The organism is Nocardia sp. NPDC049190, assembly GCF_040648115.1.
In the GTDB taxonomy this organism is placed as follows: domain Bacteria; phylum Actinomycetota; class Actinomycetes; order Mycobacteriales; family Mycobacteriaceae; genus Nocardia.
Map to the genome: position 1 here is coordinate 231,207 of NZ_JBEZDE010000005.1, position 26,970 is coordinate 258,176.

At 67.5% G+C, this 26,970-nt stretch carries 1 protein-coding gene (cut by both window edges); it reads right to left on the bottom strand.

Every position in this 26,970-nt window falls within one protein-coding gene, locus tag AB0B25_RS07320, for an alpha/beta fold hydrolase, read on the bottom strand. The gene is 151,173 nt long; 92,448 of those nucleotides lie to the left of the window and 31,755 to its right, leaving coding positions 31,756–58,725 in view (codon 10,586, complete, through codon 19,575, complete); reading right to left, the first codon wholly in view occupies positions 26,968–26,970. Both codon boundaries (start and stop) fall beyond the window edges.

Below are 26,970 nucleotides of genomic sequence, written 5' to 3' on the forward strand. Positions count from 1 at the left end.
GAGCTGCCGACGGACCAGCAGCACCAAGTCCGCGGGCTTCCCGGCGATGATCAGCTGCCCACGCAGCGCGTCGAACCCGACGCATTCGTTGAGCGGGACCGCGCGCTCGGCGGCCAGCTGATTGCGGGAAACAACGAGTCCGGCCGCGTCGAGCAGCGCGGTCAGCTCCTTCTCGGCCGCCGCACCGATTCGCCACACCTCATCCGAATCAACACGGTTCGCCAGGGCTTCGACACGTTTTATCTCTTGCCAGTCAGAGTGATTCGAGATGTCCCGATAGATCTCGAGGACCTTTTGTTGCACGACATCCCGAACCTGGTCCTGGTCCATCCCGGTCGCGTCGACATCGAGTTCGGCGCACCACCGTGCGATGTCGGCATGGAATTCCCCGACCGCGCGCACGGCAGCATCGATCCGCGTGCGCGCACTCGCCGGAAGCTCGCCGGTCGGGGTCGCGGGATCCAGTCGCCAGGTCCGCCAGCCGGGCAGCTCCGCGACACGCTGGTCGAGCTTCTCTTGCAGCTCCCGGCTGAAGTCGACAGCTTCCAGTTCCAGTGCGGACGTGTCTGTTTCGATACCCAGATCCGCGGTGCCGTCGCTCAGCAGCGCCTTGATGTCGTCGACGAGTTTGCGGGGGCTGTCGGCTTCCCGGCCACCGAACCGGCCCGACACGACACCGCCCGGATCGCGGGCGATGCCAGGCGTTTTCGCGATCGCGTAGCGAGATGGCCCGAGCTTCACCATCTGGAGTTGGAACTCGAATTCATCGAGTTCGACCACCCGAGAAAGCACCGCGACAGGTGTGACCGTCGCCGCGTCTGCGTCTTCGGCGGAGTCGACGTCATAGTGCAGGTCCGCGAGGGTGAATTCCTTGTCGACTATTTTGCGCGCGGCCTCCTTCGCACCGAAGATGTCCAGCACATCGTCCGGATCGGCGTCGGCAACGGCCCGCGCCAGGTCGTCGAAGGTGGGATCGGGACCGAATCCGCCGCGCGACAGCCACTCCGGGAATCCGATCGGCTCCGGCAGCAGCCCGGCGGAGCGCGCCTGGAGATACAGTTTCAGGAAGGCCGCTGTGATCTCGGTCGAACTCAGCTGGTAGTGGCCACCGACCGGAGTGACCGGGTTCGAGTTGGCCTCGGCCACCGCACCGTCGGGACCCAGCTCCACCGCGACCCGGATGATCCGGTACCGCTGCGGCCGCCGCGGAGTCGGCGGCAGATGCACATCGGCGAATTCCGCCGGATCCCGATGCGCCAAGTCGATCATGGCGCGCTCGTGCCTGCCCGCCAACGCCACCACATACAGCGCGGGAATCTCCGCGCCCGGCGTCTCGACCACAACGGCATGCGCACCCACCTGCGTGCCACCTGCGAACCGCGCCGCGATGTAGCGGTTGGACACCTCGTCGTCGAGTGCCGCGACGGCGCGGTGCAGTTCGTCGACCCGCGCAACCAGCTCGCCGATCAGGTGGTCGCGCCGGACGATCTCCGCGCGCCGGGCCTTCCACGCCGAGAAATGTTGCGCCCATCGGTGCAACGGGTCATCCGCGGCCATCTCGTCCGGATCGCCGAACACATCCAGCATGGCATTCGAGACGTCCGCCGCATCGACGCGCAGCTCGTCGGCCAGTCCCAGCCAGTCACGCCGCACCTCGTGGAAAAGCTGGTCGAACACCGGCGCACCGGGCGCCAGACCAGCCGGGTCCGTGAGGTCCAGCTGCGCGGCCAGATCATCTCGCCGCTGTTCCAGATCGCGGATTTCGGCGACGGCGGCAACGATTTCCGACTGGTCGACCAGCCGGGTCCCGGCCAGCACCTCGGGCTGCGCGATAGCGGGCTGTTCCTCCGGGCGCGGCACAGTGCGGCGCTCGATTCGGTATTTCTGCCCGTCGTGTCTGGGCGTGGCATCCCGCACACCCGCGAATCCTTCGTGCTCCATCGCCAATCGCATCAGCGCGCGCTCATGCCCGCCGTCGAAGGCGACCACGATCAGACGCCGCTGCACCGGGAACCAGACGATCTGGTTGCCGCGGGGCTCACCGTCCGGGCTGCCGGTCAGTGCCGCGTCCCGGATGATCCGTTCGACCACCGGACCGCAGGCCCGCGCCTCCGCGTCATCGGCCGCCCGCACCATGGCCGCGGTGTCGGCATCGGTCAACTCGGCGGTCAACTCGCGATGGCGTTCCACCACCGCCGCCAGCAGTGGCAGGCGTTCTTCCCGGTTCAGGACATCCGTGCGGCGGTCGTCCAGCACCCAGAACGCGGCAAGCTCGCGGGGCAGCGTCAGGCGCTTCAGATCGATCTGCTCGGGTTGGACACCCAACTCGGTCGCGAGGTCATCGAGCAGCCGCTGTCGATCGTCGGCGACCCCCTGTTGGAGATTCGCGAGTGCACCGTCGACCGTCCACGGTTGCTGGTCCGCGTCCAACCGGCTCGGATCGGACACTCGCAGTTCGCGCGCCAACTCGTCACGCCGCTGCTCCAGGTCGCGAGTTTCCTTCAATACCGCGACCGCATCCGCGGGTACTCCCGCGATTTCACCCTGGAGGCGAACACCGTGCGCCTCGCTGTCGCCGACTCCGCCCTCGCTGCCCCCGGCCGCGACGTTGCCGGCACGCTCCGGATCGACGGCCTCGCGACCGTTCTGCCGCAGCACATCGGACCGGGACTTGTTCGGCGCCAACGGATCAGGACGCCCGCGAGGCGGCGCGAACGCGTGCGCCCCATCCTCCGGTGACATCCCAGGGGTAGCCGCGAACACCACTTCCGGCCCATACCGCCGACTCGCCCGACTACCGCGCGGCGCAAGTCCCAATGCCACACGCTCATTCACCGGCTCCCAGAGCGCGTCGGGATCATGTCCCGGACGACCGGTCGATGGTCCGCCCGCGCCACCGCCACCCGACGAATCCTGGGGAGACTTCCGTAGCGAGCGCAGAAACTCTCGGTCGACGCCCTTCAGTTCTCCAGTGGGACTGCGCAGCTCCTCGGCAGTCGCGGGCAACTCGCGCCGGTCGATCGTTCCAACCAGCGCAGGTCTGCCACCGTCTGTGGGCCTATCGGCTGTCGGCGGGAAGAAACGTGACTGCCATGGTGCCCGGTGCGGGTCCGGCTCGGAAACCGGCCCGGTGCCGTTGCGGATCCCGATCGCCCAGGTCGCCAACTCCTGATAGGAGATCCCCCACCGCACCGCGTCTATTACGAACGCTGGATGAGTCGGATCGTCCAAGTGCTCGTACTCGATCTGGACCGGGGCCTCCGACCTGGCTTCGTCCTCGTTGACCAGAAGGTGCGTATTCTCCGCCCCCTTGTCTCGGCTATAGGGGCTGAGCAGACCCACCCAATCCTCTATGGAGCAGGTCACCAGACCACGGTCGACGAAATGCTCGTACGCCTCCCTCAACCAGAAGTTGATGTTGACGTAGGCGCGTTCGGAATCGGTGGCGTAGGTGAAGGTGTGATTGACCTCATGTTTGGCCAGGGCCTCGAGCAGGTTGTCGAGGCCTCCCGCGCGGACTGCTCTGCCCTGCGCTTCTAGCCGACGGCGCCACCGCTCCAGCCCTCGACGGGTGAAGTACCAGCTATTGACAATGACCGCCGGACCCGTAGCTTCGGCAACCGCCTCCTCTGGGCCCAGGTACTGGACATTGATGCTCCGCAATATGACGTCGAGCGACGGCCGGAACCGCCTGACAATGGAGAGCTCCTCATCGATCTTGCCAATGAAACGCAGTACCGCCCTGAACGAGATCGACTCGTCATCGCACCCAACGACATCGATACCGGTTCGCGCGGTGAAGTCCGCGAGATAGGCAGCCTTCGGCGCTTGCTCTTGCGCCGCCGCAGCTCGCTCGGTCCGCAGCATCCTGGCGGTACGGCCCGCCGTGGCATCATGCAGGGCTACTCCGACGGCGTCCGCGTCGCCCCGTACCGACTCCGGGACGATCGTTCGCACCGCGATCGACGTACCCGTGTCGGGGTCGAGCACCTCCATCCGCAGCGTCGGAATGCGCCCTGTCCTCCGCGACCAGGAAGCGGTCAACACCACCCGTCCGGATGGCATGCCGTCGAACGCCTCCGTGAGCACCGTCGACAGTGCTGGTTCCCACCCCGGAGCCACCGACATGACAGCAGACCCGTCGTCTCTGTTGCGGGCGACGTAGCGCGTAACTCCCTCGACTACGGCCCGTGCAATCGGCTGGACTGCTCCTCGCTGAGCATCCGTGCGAACGGGGAATTCCACCCGCAACACCCCTGCTAACGGCTGACCGAAGGAGTGCGCGTCCACGACAAGCTCCGAATTCTCGCCATCGCTCAGCACCGCCCGGAAATCGTCCCGGGATTCGTCGCTGGTGGACACCGTCAACCGCGCCGGTGCTGCGGACTGCGCATGACGCAGGTACGCGGCCAGCACGCCGTCTGCTATCCCCTGCGGCGAATCATCGAATGGCTGACGGCCGATGGTGAAATCGTTGACTGGCGTCCCGAGATTCTTTCGGTCGACCGGCACCACCACCGTGCTGGTATCGGGGCTGAACAAGAAGAAACCCGACCCTCGGGGACCGCCCGACACCCGGCCTCGGCAGCTCCCGTCGGCTGACCGGAGCGTCATTTCCACCGGGCGGCCTGCGCCCAGGAAACCGACCATGTTGCCTGCAAGCAGACCCATCCAGACGCCAGCGAAACCCTTCTTCCAGTTGTCCTTCCACTTGTCGTCCGCCCAGACCGCGACAACGGATCCGAATACCTCCCGGAGTCGGTTTTCGACCTCCCAGGGGTCCTCGCCCGCATCGAAACGTTCCACCACCGTCGGTGACCCGACCTCCACAGACCTCGCAGGACGAACATCCTCGACCGGTGGCTGCTCCGTGGCGGCGAACGTGCGCTCGTGGATCGGTACACCGCTGTCGTCGACCGCGGTCGCCCGGAAGATGGCCTGCGCGCTGTCATAGACGAACAGCACCGTGCCGGTTCGGATCGCACGTGGACCACCATCTACAGCGAATACGTCATCCAGGAAGTCGCGGGCCTCGACCGCGCAGGTGCCTGCTCTGAATTCCGGGTCATCCTGCCGGAATCCTCGCTCCAAGCCCACGCGGGCCCGCCATCCGGCCTCCACCGCCGTCTGAACGACCCTCAGATCCGCACCCTGCTCGACCGGCACCGCCACCTGCCACACCGACGTTCCCGCCACAGCAGAACCGTCCGACACTTGCGCCGACAGCTCGACCGTGACTGCCGTTCCCAGGCGAGGATCTGCCACCGCGGCCCGGAATCCGGTCACCCCGGTGCCCCGCCGATACGACTCCATCACCAATCGCACCGGCGACGTGCACAATTCGTCGCGCACACCGACCGTCGACGCCGTCTCGAAAGCCGTCGCCAGCACGTACGCCGCCGCCTCGTCCGCGCGCTGATGACCTGCCAACTCCTGCACCAACCACTGCAGCAGCGCGGACCGGCACTCCGGCATCGCGCCCGTCGCGGACAGCACCACAGCCGCGTCGAGTTCGGCGCCCTCGGGATCAGCGCCCTCCGGCACGCGAAATTCGACGGCAGCCACGTCGTTCGCATGACCACATATCTCGATCCGGATGCCCCCGGTCGGCAGTGGCAGGGCACAGATCGCCCCAACCGGATCACCGACCATCTCGCCATGCACGAAGCGGGCCAGCAATGCGGTGATCTCACGCGCCGCAGCACGCCGATCCGCTGACCATTCCGACATCGCTTCGTCGACCGTCTCGTCCGCGTACACCATCGCGCTCACCGGCTCCGCGCCAGCGGACGTCGGCTGCCGGTCGGTCTCCATATTTCGCTCGAAGGCCCTGTCCAACGGCAACTTCGGCGTGCGGATATCAGCAGCCAGCCGGACGGCGCCCATGCCACTCGAGGCCTGCGGGGGCGCTGCCGGAGTGGTGCCGGCGACCACATCCGTCGGTACCTCCGCGATTTCACCGCCGGGCAGGACGGTGGTCGCGTCGTTGACACGGTTCGGTCCGGCGGTGAAGGCGACGGTCCAGATGCGCCGCAGGGTCCGCGCCGACTCGACTTCCCTCGGCGCGCCGATGCGGCCGTTGCCCACATCTTCTTCCAGGATCGTCCCGTTGCGGCCCTCGCTGTCGCAGATGAATTTCCACAACCGGACGTGGGCGTTGACGCGGCCGCGGGCCTGGTGCAGGCCGTCGATGACCAGCAACGCCGCACCATTGCGCGCGGTCGGAGCCAAGCCGTTCACCCAGGCCAGGAAATCCGCTTCGACCTGCTGGTGCGGCTGCTCCGGGTCGACCTCGAACTGCTGTGCGGTCCACCCGTGCTCCTGCACGGCTTGCCACACCGGGGTGCCGCCGAGTCCGTTGTTGCGCGCCGGGAAACCGAGCATGCCCAGGGCAATCGCCCAGCACTGGTTCCGGGGGTCGCCCACTTCCGCGAGCACATCAGCCTGGTCGATGGGTCGGTGGTAGGCGCTGTCGCCGTCCGTTGGGGAGATCTCGCGCCGGTTGCTGACGAACCGGGTGTCATCGAGGGCGATGGTGACGACCGGTCTGCCGGCGAGTTCGCCGTGCTCCACGATCGCACCGGTCGCTTCGGGTTCGACCGGTGGCGCAGGTGTATTCGCGCCTGCCACGGCCTGATCCGGGATTCCCGCCGCCCGGTCCCGCAAGACCTTCTCATTCGCGAAGAGTCCATCGTGCCGGGCGAGGCAAGTGCGGATGTCGTCGCGCACCGAGTCGTCGGACACCTGCTCGGCATGCTCGCGCAACGTCTTCAGCGGCGTCGCCACGTCGACATCGAACCGCTGTCCGCGCAGCAACTCGACAACTCTGTGGCGCAGCTCGATTCGCTCCGCGATCAGCGCCGCGATCTCGGCGCGCAGCTGCGCCGGCTGCGCTTGATCCGGCGACTCCGATCTGCCGTCCCCATTGCCACCGCCGACGGCGGGCGCTGGTACGGGCGGCGCGACCCCTTCGGCGGCATCCGCGAGATCGGCCACATGATCCGGACCCGGCTTCCGACCACTGCCGCGTTCGCCGCTGCCCGGCTCATGGCCCGGTAGGGCGTTCGCCCACACCGCACCGTCGACGCGGACGCGGCCGCGTCGGAACACACCGAACGGATCGGCCACGGCCAGATCCCGCACCCGTGCCGGGTAGTCCAGTGCCGCACCCAAATCCGTCGGCATGGCGGGCACACCCGCGGACAGCCACGGCGGCCGCCGTTCACCGCTGCCCTCGCTGGGCACCGGGTCCAGCGCCGGACCCGCCTCGGCGGTTTCGGCCATGACGTACCAGATCACTTTGCCTTCGGGCACGTGGTACCAACCCCAGCGCCCGTTGGTGTACCCGTCGGTGACCCGTCTGCCGCGCCTGCCGTCGGGCCAGTTCAGCTCCCACTCCACCGGGTCGACGCCGGGTGGGCATGGCGGCCGCGGCTCCAAGGGGGCTTTGCGACTGGTGTCCTTGATCCTGACCAACACCCAGCGCGAGCCCAGGGCTTTGTCGTGCAGGTCCACCGTGACGGTCACCGGGCCCTCGGTGTATTTGAGCCCATTTCCGATGTTCTCCGAGCCGACGACTACCGTTTCGTAGATCATCGTGGCAGGCAACCCCATTGCGGCCAGACGCGCGTTCAACCAGCTCGTTCCGACCTGGTTGTCGGCCGCACGGGCCTCGGGATCGGCAGGCTCGATCAGGCCGAGGGTCAGCTCCGGCCGCCGGACGCCGCCGCGCTGGAAGAATTCCAGCCGGACCGTCTTGCCATCGTTCAAGGGCTCCACGCCCCAGTTGCCGGTCAGCACTTCCAGCTGCGCAATCCCCTTGTCGAGGTTGCGCTGCAACTCCAGTGCCACATCAGGATCCGGGCTGGTGGCGACGACGTCGATCTGCAAGCACTGCGCGTCGATATCGCCGTCCACCTGGGCGGTCAACTGCACCCGGACGTCGCCGAGCCGGAAAGCCTTGTTGACCAGGGCTTTGATCAGTCGCGCCGCATACCGCTGCTGACGCGGATCGCGCCAACCGTGCCAGCGCATCAGATCGCCGATCTCCTGGCGCAGTCCGCCCTTGCGTCGTCCCCAGTCCTCGCGGGTCATCGCGGTCGGGTCGACGTCGTGATCCGCTTCTGCCGCGCCGGCATCGGCCTGAGCGCGTTCCTGGGCGCGGATATGGGAGTACACGGCCGCGATGGCGGGACGAGCCCAGATCTTGTTCTTTTCCTGATTGAGCTTGTCGAGGCCGTCGCCCAGCGGATCGTCATAGTTGCCGCGCTGTTCCGGCAGCACCTGTCCGCCCCGCACGGGCAGCAGCCAGGCCTCGTGCACCATGGCGGCGACGTACTCGACCGCCAGGAAGTTGCCCAGGTCGACCCCGTGGTCGTGGGCGTGCGCGGCGGCCTGCAACGCGGTTCTCGCGCTGGCCCGGCACTGCGCCTTCCAGTACGGCGGCAGGTCCCAGAAGGTCCTACGGCTGTTGATATCGAAGCGCTTGTGCGTGGGAGTCTCGTCGGTCACCGGCAGACCGTCGATATGCTTTTCCAGCGGCGTATACGTGCCGTCGGGCCCGCGGTACAGCTCGCGATACCGGGCATAACCTTCGGCAGCGACCGGGTCGATATCCGTCCGGAGGACGGTTTCCAGCGCCGTGGGGCCCAGCAACCCCGCGACTTCATTGCGGAGTTGCTCACCCGCCGGTTCGATACCACCACGGCCGAGCGGCCTTTCGGTGAACACCATCGGTTCGACGAAAGTCGAATCAAGCGGACCGCGGTTGTAGACCGGATCGGATCCGGTGGCCAAGTCGACGATCAACCGCCGGGTCCCGACCACACCACTCACCTGCGCACGGAGCACGCCATTTCCGTCGGTCAGGCGATCGGAAATCTTCCGGAACAACTCCGAGAGCACCCGGTCGTGCTCTTCGGCGGGCCAATCACCCATCATTTCCGACAGCGCCCGCATCGCCAAGCCGACTCGCCACGGATCTTCTTGCCGCAGTGGCGCTTCCATGCGAACCCGGGGGATCAGCTCATCATCGATGGTCACCGACAACAGGTCGATCTCAGAAACGTGCGCCACCCGCAGCGTTTGCACCGGGAAATCCTGGTCATCGATGAATTCCGGTTCCAGCCAGGCATCCTCGGCGTCGTCCAGCACGACCCCGACCGTCGCGGCGACCACGTTCGCGGTGGCGTCGTCGATATGCGGGAACAGTTCCACGACCTCGTGCACCGCGACGGCCTCATGCACCGGTTCGTGGTTCTCGTCGTCACGTTTCGTGCCGACCCGCACCCACATCACATAGCGGCTGCCGCGCGGTTCCCAGCCTTCCCAGGCGGGGGTCCTTTCCGGCATGCTCCGCACCATGGGCCGAGCCACGACCGGCGGCTTGTCGACCTCGGCTTCCAGTACGAACATCGCACTGTCCGGCGGCCCGTCGGTTGTCGCCCGCAATTTCAGCGGACCGTTGGTCAGCCGCAATACCTTGGTTACGAACGGAATACAGGTCGCGATCGCATGGTCGATGTGACTCACCGGCCAACCGTCGCGGTCCAACTTCTCGGCCACCAACGCGCTCACCTGATCGAGATCACCCCGACGGCGGAGGAAAGGCAGCACCCCGACGTACCACGGCCGATCGATCGTCCACGACTCTGTCCGTCGAGTCGGCGACGGCTCACCGGACGGCGGCGGCAGTTGCTCCTGGTGGATCGGCGCCTCGTCGACTGGCGTCGGGTCCAGCAGCTCGGCGACTTCTTCGCGGAGTTCCGCGCCCGCCGGTTCGACGCGCCTGCGGCCGACCAGCTTCTCGGCGAACACCATCGGTTCGACGACAGTCCGATGCAGCCGACCGCGATCGTCGGACGCACCGCCCTCGGCCGCCAACTCGACGATCAACCGCCGGGCCCCCGCCACACCACGCATCTGCGCCCGGATCATGCCATTGCCGACGGCCAGCAAATCAGAAATACGCTGGGACACCATGCCGAGCGCCCGGTCGCGCTCTTCGGTGGGCCATTCGCCCATCAGCTCCGACAGCACGTGCACGATCAAGCCTGTCGGTGCCGAATTCTCCTGCTGAAGTGGCGCTTCCAGGAAGACGCTGGGGATCAGATCATCGCCGACGGTCACCGACAACAGCTCGACGCCCGAAGCGTGCGCCACCCGCAGAGTTTGCACCGGGAAGTTCCGGTCATCGGTGAATTCCGGCTCCAGCACGGCATCGTCGACGCCGTTCAGCACGATGCCGACCATCGCGACGACCAACTCCGCGGTGGCTTCGTCGATATGCGGGAACAGCGCTTCGACGCCGCTGCGACCGACCAGCCTTTCGGTGAACACCATCGGTTCGGCGACAGTCTCGTCCTGCGGACTGTGGTCATCGACCGGATCGGCATCGCTGTCCAACTCGACGATCAACTGGCGAGTCGGCATCACACCACTCACCTGCGCATGGAGCGCGCCATTGCCGTTGGCCAGCCGACCGGAGATCTTCTGGAACAGCGCGCCCAGCACCCGGTCCTGCTCTTGGGCGGGCCAATCACCTATCAGCGCCGACAGCGCCCGGACAGCCAACCCGGCTCGCCACGAATCGCCCTGCCGCAGTGGCACATCCATGTAAACCCGAGGGGTCAGATCATCGAAGACCGTCAGCGTCACCAGATCGAGGCCAGAAACGTGCTGCACCCGCAGCGTGTGCACCGGGAAATCCGGGTCATCGCTGAATTCCGTTTTCAGCCCCGCGTCATCGGCGCCGTCCAGCACGATCCCGACCGTCGCAGCGACCAAGTCTGCGGTGGTTTCGTCGATATGCTGGAACAACTCCAGGACCTGGTGCACCGCGACGGCCTCGTGCACCAGTTCGTAGTTCTCGTCACGTTCGGTACCGACCCGCACCCACACCACGAAGCCGTTGCCGCGCGGATACCACCCTTCCCAGGCAGGGGTCTGTTCCGGCGCGAACTGCACCGACGGTCGAGCGATAACAGGCAGCTCATCCACCACGGCTTCCAGCACAAACGTCGGATGCTCCGACGACCCGCCCATGGTCGCCCGCAATTGCAACGGACCATGTGTCCACCGGAATGCCCTGGCCGCGAACGCGGCACAGATGATCACCGCATCCTCGACCCAGTGCTTCGGCCAACCCTGGGTGTGCAGCATCTTGGTTATCGGCGCGCTCGCCGGGTCCGCGCCGCCCGGGCGGATCAAGGAGGACACCCGCAGCCACTTCAACCAGGATCGCCGATCGATCGTCCACGACACCGCGAGATCCGATACCAACCGCAGGTGTCGCCGCGCTGCCGGTCCGTCCTGTGGCGATACGCCGCGGATCGCGCCGTCCAAAACCGCACCGACGGTCCGCACGCGCCCCTCGACGTCGCGGATACCGGCGAGCGCCTCCGCACGGTCTTCGACACGATCCCGCAACACCCGCCCCTGAGCATCGCGGCCAGCGGCGACCACCTCCACCACACCGGCATCCAGCCCCGCCACCCCCGCGGCCAGATCCGCGCCCGCGAACTCCCGCCACACCCCGTTCTCGTCGACATGCCGCAGCACGACCACGAACCGGTCATCGTCATCGGCATGCCGGAGGAACTCACCGTCCGCACCGCGGGCGCACTCCAACCCGACCGCGTGCCCACCCGATTCGCCGCGCCCCACCACCAGCATCCGTGACCCACCACGCCGCTCCAGGTTCGCGACCGCCTCGGCCACCGATTCGAACCACAGCGCCCACTCCCCCGCCCGCGCGGCTTCGACCAGTGCCAGCTCATCCACTTCACCCCGCAGCGCACGGTGATTCACGTCCAGCCAGGCCGCTTCATCCAGCGACTCTCCTGCCCTCGCGGGGTCGTGCGCCGCCATCATCCACGCCACCGGCGGGGCACAGAACCCTACGCCCACTGGATCATTCGGCCGGACATAGCGCACATAGGCGGCCATGCCTTCGGCAGCGGCGCGCTCGTCCTCGCTGTTGTGGTGGCGGTCGAGTTCAGCGCGAATCTCGCGGTCGAAGCGAGTCAGCCATTTCTGGTAGGAGTCTTCGACCGGGTTGCGTTCGACGACAGCGGGTGGCACGGGCGCGCTCTGATTCGTCAGCGGCCGTTCCGAATCCGGCAGGCTATGTCCGACGTCACCTTCACCGACCGGGTCGAGGGCTTTCTTACGCCAGATCCGACGCAAGAACCTGCCGGCCGGTCCCGCGCTCGACTCGCCTCGGATTACGGGTGCGGCCGGTCCCGCGCTCGGCTCGGCTCGGCCCTGGGTTTGGGTGTGTGCGCGAGCGCGCCCTCCTTGGACGCGCGGGATGAGTGGGCCCTTCTCCCTGATGGCGAAGTAGGCGACCCAGGCCGCGCTGACGCCTTCGTCATTTTCGCCGTATTCCGCTCCGTCGAGGGTGCGTACGCGGGGGTTGTCGGGGTTCTCGATGATGAGGCCGAATTCGGCGCCGTCCTTCTGGACGACCAGCATGATGAGGTCGATGAAGTTTTCTGGGTCGCCGACGGTTTCGACGGCAACGGCGATAGGGCCTTTCCCGTTGGTCGAGATGGGTCGGAGGTGAGCGCGCAGAAGGGTCTCGATGTAGTCGGATTCGAATGAGATGTCGCCTCGTGCTCGTATATGGGCGAGTTTGTTGGCGCCGTTCCTGACAACGACGGGGTCGGGCGTGCCGGCGTCGGGGTGCCTTGTCGATGCACCGGCTGCCGGTGGCAGTCCCTTTTCCTGCTTACGGATGGAAACCCCGAGCGCAGCCGCTCCGGCGGTCAGCAAACCGAACATTCCGGCGGTTGCCATCCCGATCCCATAAGTACCCAGCACCGGCAGCACAGCGAAGGCGGCCACGCCGGCGGATATTCTGCCGGCAGATTGGAATATGGTGAGCGCCGATTGCGCACCACCGAGGGCATTTTCCGGAATTACGCGGCTCAGATGCCCCTGGTATGCAATGTTGTTGACATAGTTGGACGAACCGACGGCAGCCATGGATCCCAAAAGGACATACTCGTTCGTTGTGTTCGCATACGCGAGCAGAAGGCCCGCCGACGTTGCTACCGAGGCCGGGAATGTCCATGACAGTTTGGCGCTTTCAACCCACTTCCTCGGCACCAGGAACTTTGTCGCCACCATCCCGGTGGCGATCCCTGACGCGAGAAGCCCCGCGGTGGGTATCGAATAATCCCCGTTGCCGATTACGTCGGCCAGAAGTAAGAGCCCTACCGCCGATCCAGCGTTCGTCAAGGGGCTCAGCAACAGGTAATACTTCATGAACCGGTCATTGAACATATAGCGGGGCCCATCGAGCAGAGCGGGCTGGCCCGCCTTATCCGGCGGCATCGAGGGAAGCCCGCGCAGCACCGCTAGATTCACAAGGTGGGATGTACCACTCACGCCGAGCGAGAACGGCCCGAGAGCGGGGCCCGCCGATTTGCCGACTGCGCTGGCGAGCGCGCCCTGCAGTACCGTGTATCGGTTGGCGGCTTTGATGTCTTCCGCTATTCCAGCCGCCAATTTCTTACTGTAGGCGGGACCGGTGTTATCGATAATGGCTTTGGTCATCTCAGCGACGACAGTCGCTGAGATGAGGACCATTGTGGCTCCGGGCAGCTCGAACAGGAAAAAGGCGCCTGCGGTGTACATAGCCGCGACCTGGGCTCCCGACGCCAGTTTCAGCGTCGTAAGATTATTGCCCCTGTCTGTAATCGGTCCGGCCGCCAATCCGGCTACCAGCGCGCCCACCTGGGCTGCAGATGTCGCCAGGGCGATTTCTCCCAACGGAACACCCATGTGGACCAACATCAGCGGCGCAAAGGACGCCACGGAGCCGTCAGCGACGGCGGCCAAGATACTGGCTTGGCCCCTCCTGGCGATATCCGGGTTCGTGGACTTATTGCGCCTTGGGCGGAGCCATTTCCAGAAGGATTTCGAGGGTTCGTCGGGTTGCGCGGGCTCGTCCGTGCCGCGGAGCTTGCCTTGTAGCGCCTTGGCGTTACGGATCGCCTTCGCCCGGTCGTCCTCGAGCACCGGCGCCAACTTGTCCCCGTTGCCGTCGACACCCGCGACGATCACCTCGGTCGCATCCCGGTCCAGGCGCTCGACCTCGTCGATCAGGTCCGCGCCCTTGAACTCCCGCCACCAGCCGTCGTCGTCGACGTGTCGCAGCACCACCGTGTAATTGCCTTTGCGGCCCAGGCGTTCCAGCCCGACGACATGCCCACCCTTGTCACCGAAACCGACAACCAGCGCCCGCACACCACCGTTGTGCAGCACCTCCTCGACCGCCTCGGCAAGCGGCCCGCCCGCCTGCGTCGAGTCCGCGCCGCGCTTCGTAAACCACAGCGCCCAATCGCCCACCATCGCCGCGGAGAGGAACACATCCTCGGTCACATTTTCCTTAGCGGCAGCATCCTCGAGCACCACCTGCGGCAGCACGGACAGCAACGACCCGGTGTCCGCCCCGACATAACGTCGGGTCATCACTGCCACCGGCGGAGCGCACTGTCCGACTCCGACAAATGTATTCGGCGCGATCACGGCGCCGTTGTCCGTTGCTGCCTGCTCGGTGGTGGCGGTATCGGGATCGGTAGCCACTTCGGCGAACAGGCCGGGCAGCGCTGCAAGCCGCTCGTCCAGGTCCTCGATGAGCCGGCCGACCTCCGCGTGCCGCGTGACCCGGGTCCTCGCCACCGTGGTCATCGCGCCGAGCACTAGCAGCTGCTCCGACCGTTCCCGAGCAGTCCGCCGCTCCAGCTCGGCGACCAGCTCCTGGCCGTCACCCAGCCCGCCCAAAGACATCTCGGCCTCGTCGGCGAGATCTGCCAACTCGGTCCCGGTCGCGTTGAACGCTGCCACGGCGGCCTGCAACTCCTTGACCGCCGTGACGATTTCGTCGCGCTGGACATGGAGCAGGCCCATGCGTACGGCCCAGCGACTCGCTGCACGCGAGTCGGCGGGCAATGTCCGGATCTGCGCATATGTCTCGCGCAGACCATTTTCCAGCAGATCGACGGCGATGATGTGTGCGTTGGCGCGGACCAGCGAGATCAGCTCGGCATTGGCGATATCGAGGTCGTGCAGCGCCAACGCGTCCGCCAGCAGTTCCTGGTCCGGTACGTGCTCTTGCCGCAGATGCTCGACCAAGAGCGTCACCTCGTCCGGCGACAGCGATTGCTCCGGCTTCGGGATCGACCGTTGTCGATACAGCAGGTCGGAGAAGGCCTCTGCCAGCTGCACGCGTCGGACCAGCAGGTCCTGGATGGTGGCGTCGGTCACCGCTTCCGCGGCGACACCGACCCGCGCCATGACATCGCGCCGGGCTTCGCGATGCCGCAACGCGTCATTGCGCAGCCGAACCAGCCACTCGCCCAACACGATATCGGTGCCGGTCGGGTACTGCTCCGGCAGTGTCGCGGTGGCGGCCCGCACCGCCTCGGCGAACGCTTTGCGGCGCGCGGCGAGGGTGGTCTCGCGGGCGTGGATCCGGTCGATCGCGGCTTTGAGCTGGCGGGTCTCCTCGAAGGCCACTCCCAGCGTGGCGAGGGTCAGCTCCACCCCACCCGCGTGTTCCGGCCGTACCTCGACGTTCCCGGTCCGCCGGGCAAGTTCCATCGGGTCGAGGTATGCCGGATCGGTGCCGAGCGCCGCGGTGAGTTTCTCCCGGGCATCGGCGAAGACCTCCCGAATGTGGAGTTCGGTATCCGGTTGCGGCAATTCGTCGTCGGGATCCCAACCGTAGGCGCTCATGACGCTCTCGATGGTCATCCCGCGCACCTCTGCGGGCCGTTCGCTCTCGTGCTCGACATCGAGTACCGCGGCGGCCATTCGGTTCAGCCGCGCCACCTCGGCGTGCACCTGGTCCAGTTCCGCCTGGTTGGCGAGACCGTGCCGCACCCGCGCCCGGGTGTAGTGCGCCAGCGCGTCGACCCGATCCACCAAGGCCGTGGCGTCGGCATGGGCGTCGTACGCGGCGAATCGCTGGGCGCGATCATGCCATTCCTCGAACGTATCGGCCGCGTCGGCCACCTCGTCGGACAGGTTCACCCGGCGGCGCAGCCGCGCCAATACCAGCCGGGCCCGCAGGTCACTGGCAAGCTCGTCCGCGGTGGCATCGGTGAGGAAGCTCGCCAACGTCGCCCGCGCCGTACGGAGTTCGCGGGTGATGGTCCGCCTAGTGACCGATCCCCGGCGCACCGACACTTCATGGTGGTGCTCGGCGACCAGCGTGTCATACAACCGTTCCCCCGCCATGTGGGCGTGGCGGCGCATTGCCACCAGCGCCGTGACGGCTGGCCGGGGACCGGTAACCAGCGCGCCCTGGTCACGCAGTGCGCTATCCGGTCGCTGATGGCCGGTGACCGCGTCACCACCGGCCGGAGTCCCGTCGAGCAGGCCATGGACCTTGGCCAACGCTCGCTTGACCACACCGACCGGCTGCTCGACGACGGGCGGCGGGTGCAGTGGGCGGGGCGGCAGCGTCGCGGGCGCCCGCTCGGCCAACAGAGCGTCGATCCGGCCTTCGACACCGTCGAGCAGGACATCGCATTCGTTGAACTCGACGGCCGCCGCGTAGGCCGCGTCGATCCGGTACAGCGCCTCGACCGCCGCGCGGGCCTCGGTGTTCGCCACCTGCGAGTACCGCTGCAACTCCATGAGCAGCTGCTGCACCGCTTCGGGAGCCAGCTCCTGCGGCGACTGTCCGCCGAACCGCTGGGCCAGCCAACCCGGATCGAGCGCGGCGAGCAGCTGGTCGTGACGCTGTGCGCGCAGGCGCCGGAGCACGCCGGGGCGCCGGGTCGGGCTGCCCCATTCCCGCCACGGCAATTCCTCGTGGCGAGCCACCGCGCGGATACGCTCCCGCGCCTCGGCCCGACGGTTGCGCAGCATGCGCTGTTCGTCCAATAGCGTGTCGAGTCGACTGGCCAACTGCCCCAGCCGATCCTGCGGCTTCGGCGCCATCGCCTGCCGCCATCGGTAACCGGCGGCCTCCAGGTCACGCAGTCCGGTGAGCCGGTCGAGTAGCGCACCGGCCCCTTCCGCCCTCTGGCTCGCGCCCAGCGCGGCGACGCGACGACGCAATACCTTGTTCGTCCACTTCATCTCCGCCAAGCCGAGCAGCCGCGCCAGCTGGTTACCGACTTCGCCTGCCCGGTCGCGCACCGGGGCCGTCTCCCGCGGCGCGTCGGCCAGCACATCGGCGTCCTCGCCGAACACCGCCAGGTGAGCCTCGCGCAGCTGGTTGAACTCCGTCTGCGCCGCAGCCTGTTCCCGCTCCAGTTCCGCCAGATCCTCGAGCAGCGACCGGATGTCGCTGGCCCGGGCCCGCGCCCGCGCGAGATCGTGCGCCAACCGCAGAATCTGGTGGCTGCGCAGCAGCCTGCCGTCTGCCGCGGTCTGTGGGTCGCCCGCCAGCAACTCCAGTTCCCGAATCGCCGCCGGGTCACCGGCCAGCACGGTTTCCGGCGCGACTCCGAGTTCCACACAGTCGGCGGCCAGTGATTCGATCGCGTCCCGGGCATTGGCGGCGCGGGCGTCGGCATCGGCCCATCGCGCGCGCAGTTCGGTAGTGCGCGTCGTCAACGGCACCCGCACGCTACGTTCGGTCTCGGCGGAACGGACGTGCGACTCATAGCTCGGCCGGAACGCGACGATCTGGTTGCGCAGGTTCACCGTCGGCGGTCGGGTGTCGAGATCGCGTTGCGCGACCGCCGTGATCTCGGCGGCATTCAGATGCGTCCGGATATGGAACGTGCTGTCCGCCGTGTACGGACCCCGATCCCGGTAGTAATTCCAGGATTCCACGACCCCGTCGAGGTCGCGGGCGAGCTCGTGACCCGCCGCCGTCGGCGTGGTCTCGGGCGCCAGCCACACCAGCGCGCCGCGAGTGTCATCCCGATCCTTCAGCAGCCTTCGCGCGTACCGCAGCGCCCACGACGATTCGGACTCGGATCCCATTACGGTGGCGGTGATCTCGTTCACATTCGGCCTGCCGAGGAACAACATCAGCGCGCCGTCCGGATCGCTGGGCCCGTCGGTGGCCAGCACATACGCCTGACGCGCGGTCTTCGCCGCCCAAACGTCCAGGTCGTGCAGGTCGAGATCCCGGGTTTTCAGGGTCCGCAGCCGTTCCTGTTCGTCGACGCGCAGCTGCCCTCGTTCCTGGGCTGCCAGCAGATCAGCCAGCTCCGCCGCGAACAGCGCCCGGTTCGCCCGGTCGCGCGCATCCCAGGACACGCCCGGTGTCGTGGCCACCCACCCCGGGAGTTCGGCGATCAGCAGGTTCTTCGCCTGCGGGGTCAGCAGCCGCCACCGTCGGTCGACCACCGCGGCGGACCGGCCCGGCTCGATGCCGGCGAATAGACCCGCCCAGATCAAGATTGCCTGTTGCCGCGCACTGCGAACCGTCTGCGCCAACATGGCGTGCCGAGTGTGGTCGAGCACGACCAGGTCCCAGGCGAGCGTGTCGACCGCGTTGACGACGGTCTGGACGGTGATCAGGAGCGCCAACTGTGCGGCCGCGTTCGCGAAGTGCACCAGTTCCGCGTCGTGCTTCAGCGCATCCTCGACCTCCTTCAGCTGGGTATAACCCCAGATCCCGGTAGGCACATGGCCGTTGAAGACCACAGCCAACAATTCCTGGTCGGTCTGGGCGATCTCGTCGATCAGCCGCTGCTGACCGTCCCGGCGGATGTCGAGCAGGACCGCCGACCGGTCCCCCAGCGGCGCCAGTCCACCCAGATCGATCCCTAGGTCTTTGCTGTACGAGAGGATCTGCGATTCCCGCATCGCGATCTGCTTGCGGATCTCCTCCTGCTCCAGCGCATTGGCCTCCAGCCGCTGGGCGGTGCGGTGCAGTTCCCCGAACCTGAACGAGTCCGTGTGCCGCAGCGCACTTTCCAGGGACTCGATGGCCTCGACCCAAGCCCGGGCAGCGACGGAGGCGCCCGCGTGGTCGATGGTGTCGTCGAGCTTCCGCAGCCGCGCACCCATCGGATCATCAGCCGCCGAGTCCAGATCCCGGACCAACGCCGGGGTCAGCAACGCCGGATTCATCTGGTGCGACTCAGCGAACTCCGCACCAAGGCGGCCACGCAGACCGTGCAACCGGGCCAGATCCTCGGGCGCCGAGGTCGCCGAGTCGAGTCCGAACTGCTCGCCCTGCGCGATGATCGCTTCATCGACGACATTCCGCTCCATCGCCGCGATATCGCGGGCGAAGGCCACCGCCGGACCCAGTTCACCACGCGGGATGTCGGGCAGCTCCGCGTCCCGCTTGCCGGCTGGGGTGAACCCGCTCGGATCGGACGGGGTCGCACCGACCCAGAATTTCTCGCTCAGGGTGAGCTTTTCCGAGCCGGGCAGCCGGAAGGACCTGCCCACCCGGTCGGCGGCCATCACCCAGACACCCGTGAGGTCGATGCGGTGTGTCCGGCGAGTCCGGTACAGCGCCCACGGTGTTTCGACACCATGCTCCTGGACGGTGACCGCTCCGTCGTTGTACTCGAGCCGCAGGGTGTGGCCGCCGACCCCGTACTTGTCGGTCACCGCATAACCGATGACCACCAACACCGAGGCGCCATCGCGTTTGTCGGCGTCCAGTGCGCCGACCTGGCGGCGGAAAGCGTTCACCACCGGCTGCAGCGGGTGCAGCGCCCCGACCGGGAACTGTTGCACGTCCGCCCAGGTCATAGCGGCGGCGGCGATATAGGTGTCGAGCCGTACCCCTTGTGGGCCGACGTATTCCGGCACAACGATATCGGTGTTGCCGGTCCGCTCCCGGTGCACCGTCAGGGTCAGTTGCACACAATCGTTGCGGCCCTCGCCCGAGTCCGGGAGGTGGTGCGCACGGTCGCCATCCTGGAGTTGCTCCGGGCCGGGTGCGGTCAGTGCCTGCGCCAAGGCGGCGTCGATCCGCTCGTCCAGGTCGCGAATCGAGTGACGCAGCACATCGCAGGTGTTGTCCACCGCGATCATCGCGTCCAGCAGCCGAAGCCGGGCGACCGCCGCACGCAGTGTGTCGGCCGCCGGCGTCTGCTGGGCCTGCGCCGCCAGCTGCGGCAGTTGCGCGGGTCCCACGTTGTCGACCCCGATCAGCCACGCGAACTTGCCGACCAGTCGCAGCTGCCGATCCCACTGGTGCGCCAACCCGGCTCCGGTGGCCCCGACCCCGCTGTCGCGCAGCGTCTCGTTCGCCGCGTCCAACTCCTGCTGCAGGGCGTGGCGACGGCGAGCCAGCTGTTCGATATCCCGGACCCGCGCCACCAACTCCGGTGCGGGATCCGCATCGCGCAGATGCGCCTGGCGCAGAGCATCGGCCAGCATGCCGATCTGCTCGGCGCGCGCATCGGCGGCGTCGAACTGCACCCACAGTCCGATCACCGCGTCCAGTTCACGCAGCGACTGCACCACCCCGACGACCGCCGAATCAATCCGCTGCGCCTGCAGTTTCGCGATCAGCCCGGTCAGTCGCGCCGGCTCCAGATCCGCCAGCCCGGCACCGAGTTCGCCGCCGAGCACCGCGACGAAGTTCGCCGCGATCCGAGCGCGATCACGGCGCAACTCCCGCAACCGCCCCGGTCCGACCGTCGGGTCGACCCGGAACGGCACTCCGGTTCTTTCCCCTACGCCGGCAGCGGTGGCGGGGAACTTCGCGTCCTTCAGTGCGGCGCGCAGGTATTCGCGCTCCAGTTCCGCTTCGTCGCGGATCCGGAGCAATTCCGTGTCCAGTTTCGGCGCGGTCGCCTCGGCCAGTGCGACGTCCAGTTCGGCTTCCAGTCGAGGCAGGATGACGTCCCGGGCGTGGATCTTGTCGTAGAACCGGACCAGTTCACGCAATTCCAGGTATTCGGTGAGCGCCGTGGACCGGTCGATGGCCGACTGCTGCCCGCCTGCCTCCACCAGCTTGCGCCAGTCCTGCCGGGACAGCCGTTCCCGCGCGCGCTCCTCGTCGGTAATGCCCGCGGCGCGCTCCGCGGCGGTGAGCGGCTTGGCGAGCACACCATCGAGCCAATCCAGCTGCTTCAGGTCATCGTCCACCCGCAGCCGATGCATAGCCGGCGCGGGCGCGGCGGCTTCCAACTGCTCGTCGGCGATCAGATCCGGATCCGCCCGAAGTCCCAGCAGTTCGGTCACCCGGGCCTTGGCGCGCCGGAACCCGGCCCGGATCTGCGCCTCATCGAACTGCGCGCCCAACAGCACATCGCTGAAGTGGTCCTGCATCGTGGCCTCGGCGTACGAGACACTGTCCGGCGCTAACGGCGCCGCGTCCCGGCGGTACTTCGCCACGTCGACGGCCTTGCCGCGAACCCGCCCCAAGGACAGGTCCTGCAGCTCGATGTCATGGATGCGCTGAGCCAACTCCGACAGGCGCCGCACCGCGCGACGCAGCTCGGTCGTGTCCAGGCCATTCGACTTCGCCTGGTGCAGCAACGTTTCCAGCTGCGTGATCCGGTCTGCCCGGCGGCGCAGCCAGTCGGCGCGCCGCACTCGCGTCACCAGCTCGTACGGGAAGTTCTGCCCGTCGCTGTCGCGTTCCGCGGCGAACAGCTGCGCTCGCTCGTCGGAATCGGCCCGCTCGTCGGAATCGGCGGGCAGCAGCGGTCCCAGCACCCGGTCCTTCTTCAGCGCGCCCCACAGCCGCAGGTCCCCTTCGCGCATGCTCAGCAGCGCGGAACCGATATCCGTCGAATCCGACGGCGGCGCGGTAGGCGACGCGGTCGCGGGTACCGCGGGCGCCGAGACCGCCCCCGCGCCGGTCAGCGAGACCGGGTAGTCCGCGCCGACAACACCGTCCGAACGCTGTCCCTCGACGAGCGGGCGGGCCGCCCGACCCGGGTCCCCGTTCTGCTTGCCCCACAGCAGCACGATCGCGTAGCTCTTCTCGATCAGCGGGCGCGTGCGGGCCAGCCACTCGTCGAAGAACTCCAGCTTGCCGCGGTCGAGCACCTTTACGTGACCGTCGAGTTTCTTGACAGACACCGAATGCGATCCGGTCTGGTTCGGCCGATCCCGGCCACGCCAGGTGACGGTCAGCACCACCGAGGCGACCTCGTTGTCATCATCGTCGACCAGGTCGCGGGCCTGTTCCGGAGTGAGACCGTTCTTATGCCAGTCGGCGCGACCCGATTCCGCGCCTGCCGCGCCTTCCACCCCGCCCGCGCCTTCGACCAGATCGTCCAGCGCGCCCTCGGGTTTGCCGCCCGCGGTGGCCCAGCCGTCTTCCATCGACTCCCGGAAGCAGGTCGGCGCGGCGGTCGCCGGGATGGTCACCGCTGGGCAGATACCCTCCCCGGCGGGCGCCATGCGCGCGTTGGCCGCCTTGGGGTACGAGGCGGCGGCCAATATCGCGTCTCGCACGGCCGAGTCCCGGCGATCGAGCGCATCGAATTCGGCGACCGCATCGATCAGGTCGTCGTACCGCATCAACTGTGCGGCCGCCTTCAACTGCCCGAGCTGGTTTTTGGTGTCGAACCCGATCAGACGGAGGCGCTGGTCCTGCTCATCGAGCAGTGCCTGCCGAACCTGTTGCACCTGAGCGGGATTCAGCGCGTCAGGTGGGTTGCCGTCGAAACATTCGACCAACCACCGCTGCCCGAGCCGATCCATCAGCTGCCGCTGCGTGATTTCGCGCCCATGCCGCAAATCGGCGAGCCGCTTCGGACCATTCTCCTGCGTGATCGAGCGCAGTCCGCTCTCCTCGCGCAGCCGGTCTATCCGGTCGCTCAGCTCGGCCTTCTTGGCGTGGACCCGGCGCAGTTCGACCGCCAGAATGTCGTGGTTGCGAGCGCGAGCCACCAGCTCGGCATCGGTAGCGGACTCGGTGGGTAAACCTCGCACACCCATCTTCGCCAATGCGCCGCGGGCGGCTATCAGGACAGCGAGACCGTTACCGTAGCCGACAAGTTCGGTGACCGGCCGGACTCCGGGCCGGACCCGCCTGCGCAGCTCATGCAACGACGTGACCACCTGAGTCACCATGTCGGCGTCGGCCTGCACGGTCTGCGGCGGCGCGCCGTCGACCTCGTTGTGCCGGAGCATGACGAACATCGCCTCGGTCGGGCCCAACTGCCGCTTGACAGAGGTCCAGACCGCCATCTTTATAGCGCCGTGCCGATCGACCTCGGTCTCGGTTGCCGCCGCCACCACCCCGAGTACCCGGGTAGCGCTCGCGACATCACCCACCACCAGCCCGACTCGGCCATTCGGGAAGGTCACCAACCGCACCGGCCGGTGGATGCTCCACTCCCGGAGTGCGCCCTCGGCGTCGCGCAACGCGCCGCCCATCGACTCCAACTTCGCGAGCCGCCGGGCTCCGACGGTATCGAGAGTCCCATCTTTGGCACGGTCGCTCAATTCCGCATGCCGTTCCCGCCAGACCTCCTCCCGCCACAATGCCGACGAGAGGTCCTCCGGCACCTCCGAGACATCCAGCACCGCGGCCATATCGGCCAATGCGGCGTTCCACTCGGCGGTGACAACGGGGTAGAGCGCGTCGAATGTGGCCAATTCCTGCGCGATCGGCATCATTTCGTCGAGCCGCACCAGATGAATGGCCACCTCGCGACGCAGGGTGGCGTCCGGTGTGGTGTCCTCGACGAGCAGCAGTTCGATATGTCGGGCCTGCTGCGAGGTCAACTCGGTCGGCAGGTCGCCACCGATGTGCGTCTCCCACCACCGCTGTCCGAGCAGCCGCAACAGCCACTGCGCTTGTTGTAACCGCCTGCGGCGCACAATTCCCGGTCGCCACGACGGCGAGCCCAACTCGTCCGGCCGCAGGTGGCTGCGCGCGATCAACCCGGTCAGCTGCTTCTCGGCCTCGACACGCCTGGTCCGAAGATCCTGCCGCTGCAGGGCCGGAAGCGCTACCCGGTCCGCCAAGTCGTTGAGCACCACCGGCGTATCACCACGCCCGACCAACCGGAACTGCGGCACCCGGAGACCGCTGCGCCGGAAGAGGACGGCCAGCCCGAAAATCTCCTCAGCGAGTTGTGTTCCGGTGCCCTGCACGACCAGAACCGGTGTGACCTGTCCCGGCGACGCCGACTCATGTCGGCCCAGTGCCTGCTGCCGCTTCTGGTGCTCGAAACCTCGGAATATCCCGGCGCGCAGGGTCGCGGCATTCGGTTCCCCGTCCAGCACCAGCACATCCACCTCGGTGGGGGCGGAGTCAGCGGAGACCGGGTCGAGCAGTCCGAGCGCGATACAGGTCGGTCGCGCCCGGTCGCCCTCGAAGTTCAGCGCGAACGGCTGCACCGGCAGTCGATCACCCCAGTGCAGCGCGAGACCGAGCACATCCGCGAACGTCTCCAGCCGTGCCAGCCGCCGCTCCCGCACAGCGGTCAGCGGCTTATCGGCGTTGCGCAGTCGATCGATTTCCCGACGCAACCATTCCCGGTTCGCCAATTGCCGGATGTGCGGCGGGACACCTGCCAGCTGGGCGACCTCCCTCGGCTTCAACCACACCAGCGCGCGACCCAGGCCGTCATGCGCATCCCACCATTGCGCGACCTCGGGTGCGGTGCTGCCGGTCAACCGCCGCCACTCCGCCAGGGCAGTCCGGGCTTCCACGTCATTGGGTAGCTGGAGCCACAGATCAACGGCGTTCGGCAGCGGATCGGCAGGCGTGACGGCCACAACATGTGACTGCACCTGGTACCCCAGCCGCGCGCCCACAGCCGCCTGCAGCTCGAGCCGCTCATCGGTGTACGGGGTCCGGTCGGAGTAGTAGTAGATCTCGGTGACCGGTTCATCGTCGAACGGCGCCGAGAGCCGATCCGCGTTCCAGATCTGGACGGTGTCCACCAGCTCGTCGGCGTCCGCCCGCACGGCCGCGTCGTATGTTTCCGCCCTGGCCTGTCCGCTCTCGATGTCGTCGATCCGGAACATCGCGAACATCGCACCGCGAGTGCCCGACCGCCATTGTTCGGCGAAGGTTTTGACAACCTTGTCCACCGTCTTGCCCAGTTCGGCAATGGTCATCACGATGACCGGCACGTAGCCGGTCAGCACGGCTTCGTCTTCCGGCACACCGGCCACCATCGTGATCCGACCGCGCGCACCCTTGTCGCCCTGGTGGAAGGACATCAGCCCTGCCACCTGGTCGATGCGGTGCTCGGCGAGGGCAGCGTGGAACCGGTCGTTCACCAACTGGACGATGTCGAGTTCCCGTCGGCGCTCGATGTCGGCGTCCGAGACAGCGCCGTCCACATCGCGCAGCTCATCCCGCTCGGCCTTCAGCACCGCGGAGTTCTCGCGGCACTGTCGCACTGTCGGTGGCGCACGTTCCGGCGGCAGCGCGCCGATGAAGTCCGGCGGGGCCTCGCCTGCCGCGACCAGTGTCGACCAGACCGCGTCCGGGTCGAACGACACATTCGACACGGCTTTGCCATCGGGGCCGATCATGTAGCCGATCCCCCAGACCTTGTCGAGGCCCATGCCGACCCGGGATTCCAGCCATGCTGTGACGTCTTCCCGTCCGCGCCAGTACCGCGTCTTCCCGTATTCCCGCTCCCACGCCACCACTTCGCCGTTCTCATGACGGAGTCCGGCGCCATGATGTCCGCGACGACCCTCGAAGCCCATGGCCAGTTCGAATGCCCCGCCAGCTTGCGCCTGTTTCATCGCCTTTTTCAGCGCTGTCCGGCCGCGCCCCAGATACTCCCAGCCTGCCTGCAATGCCCGCGACCGCTCCCAGCCCTGGACACCCCGCATGTCGATGCGGACGCTGTCCTCCAGCGGTGTCGTGGACAGCTCGACGCCACGATCCGCCAGCCACGGCCGCAATTCCCGGTCGACCACCACCGCGCAGTTCAGCGGGCCGCGGGCCAACAGATCCGGCAACGGCCCTATGGGGCGCCGGTATTCGACCACCGATTCGGCGCCGTCGGCCGGGGGCAGCGCCGCCAGCAGCCGGTTCACCTCCGACTCCAGGAAACGCAGCTTCACAGTGTGACTGCGGTCGGTACCCGCCTCGCCGAACACATGCGCGCTACCAGCGTGGCGGACACTCGGATCCACCCCGAGGCTCCGGAGCAGCGCGGTGACGGCATCCTCCCCGGTCGACGGGGCCTGCGCCGCCGCGGCGACCATCGGTGCGGGCGCGCCACGCAGCCGCTGCCGGGGCATCGGGCCGGTGGGGATCTCACCCTCGCCGAGCGGAAGACGTCGATGGCCGTTCTGGGATTCGATACCGAAGAACGCTTCTGCGTCGGCCAGCTGCCGCTGCGCCCACGCCCGGACGTCCGCCATGCCCGAGTAGAAGTTTTCCGCACCGTCGTCTCCCCGCTCCAACACCATGATCGTGTCGAAGTCCCGGTCCCAGGTGAGGGTGGCGGTGTGCGCTCCCCGGTTGCGGGTGTAGTCGACACCGACCGTCACGGTCAGCTGAATATCCTGCTGGCCGAGCTCCTCGACCTCGGTGATCACTCTCAGGATGTCGTTGCCATAGTGAATCCAGTGGCCGCGCCGGGCGATGGCGACATCGACCGGATCATCGCCGTCGAGCGAGAACTCCCGCGGCTCGGTGGACGGCTCCGCCGGCGCCTCGTTCCGGGCGCGGCGGTCCGCGGCCTCGGAGGTCTGCACCGCGTACGACGAGCAGGCGCCCGTCAGCCGGATCGATGCCGCGGTGGTCGGCCGCTGCGGTGTCGTCACCGCCGGGTCATCGACCAGCCCGAGCACCTGGTCCGGTGACTGGGCCAAGCCGTCGTCCAACACCCGGTCCATCGAGCGGACCTCGATGGTGCTGGTGTAGAACGTCTGCTCGGCCGCCAGCATCCGGTGAGCCCACGCAATCGTCGCGAGGTTCGCGCGTTCATCGTCCGTTAGATCCGAACGCAGCAACAACTCCCGCACCCGGTCGGCGGTCAGCTCGGATCTGTCGGCTATCCCCCACTCCGCCAGACGATCCGCCCCGACCAGGATCTCCAGCATGTGCTGCTGATCGTTCAGCTCGTTCTGAAGGCCCCTGCGCAC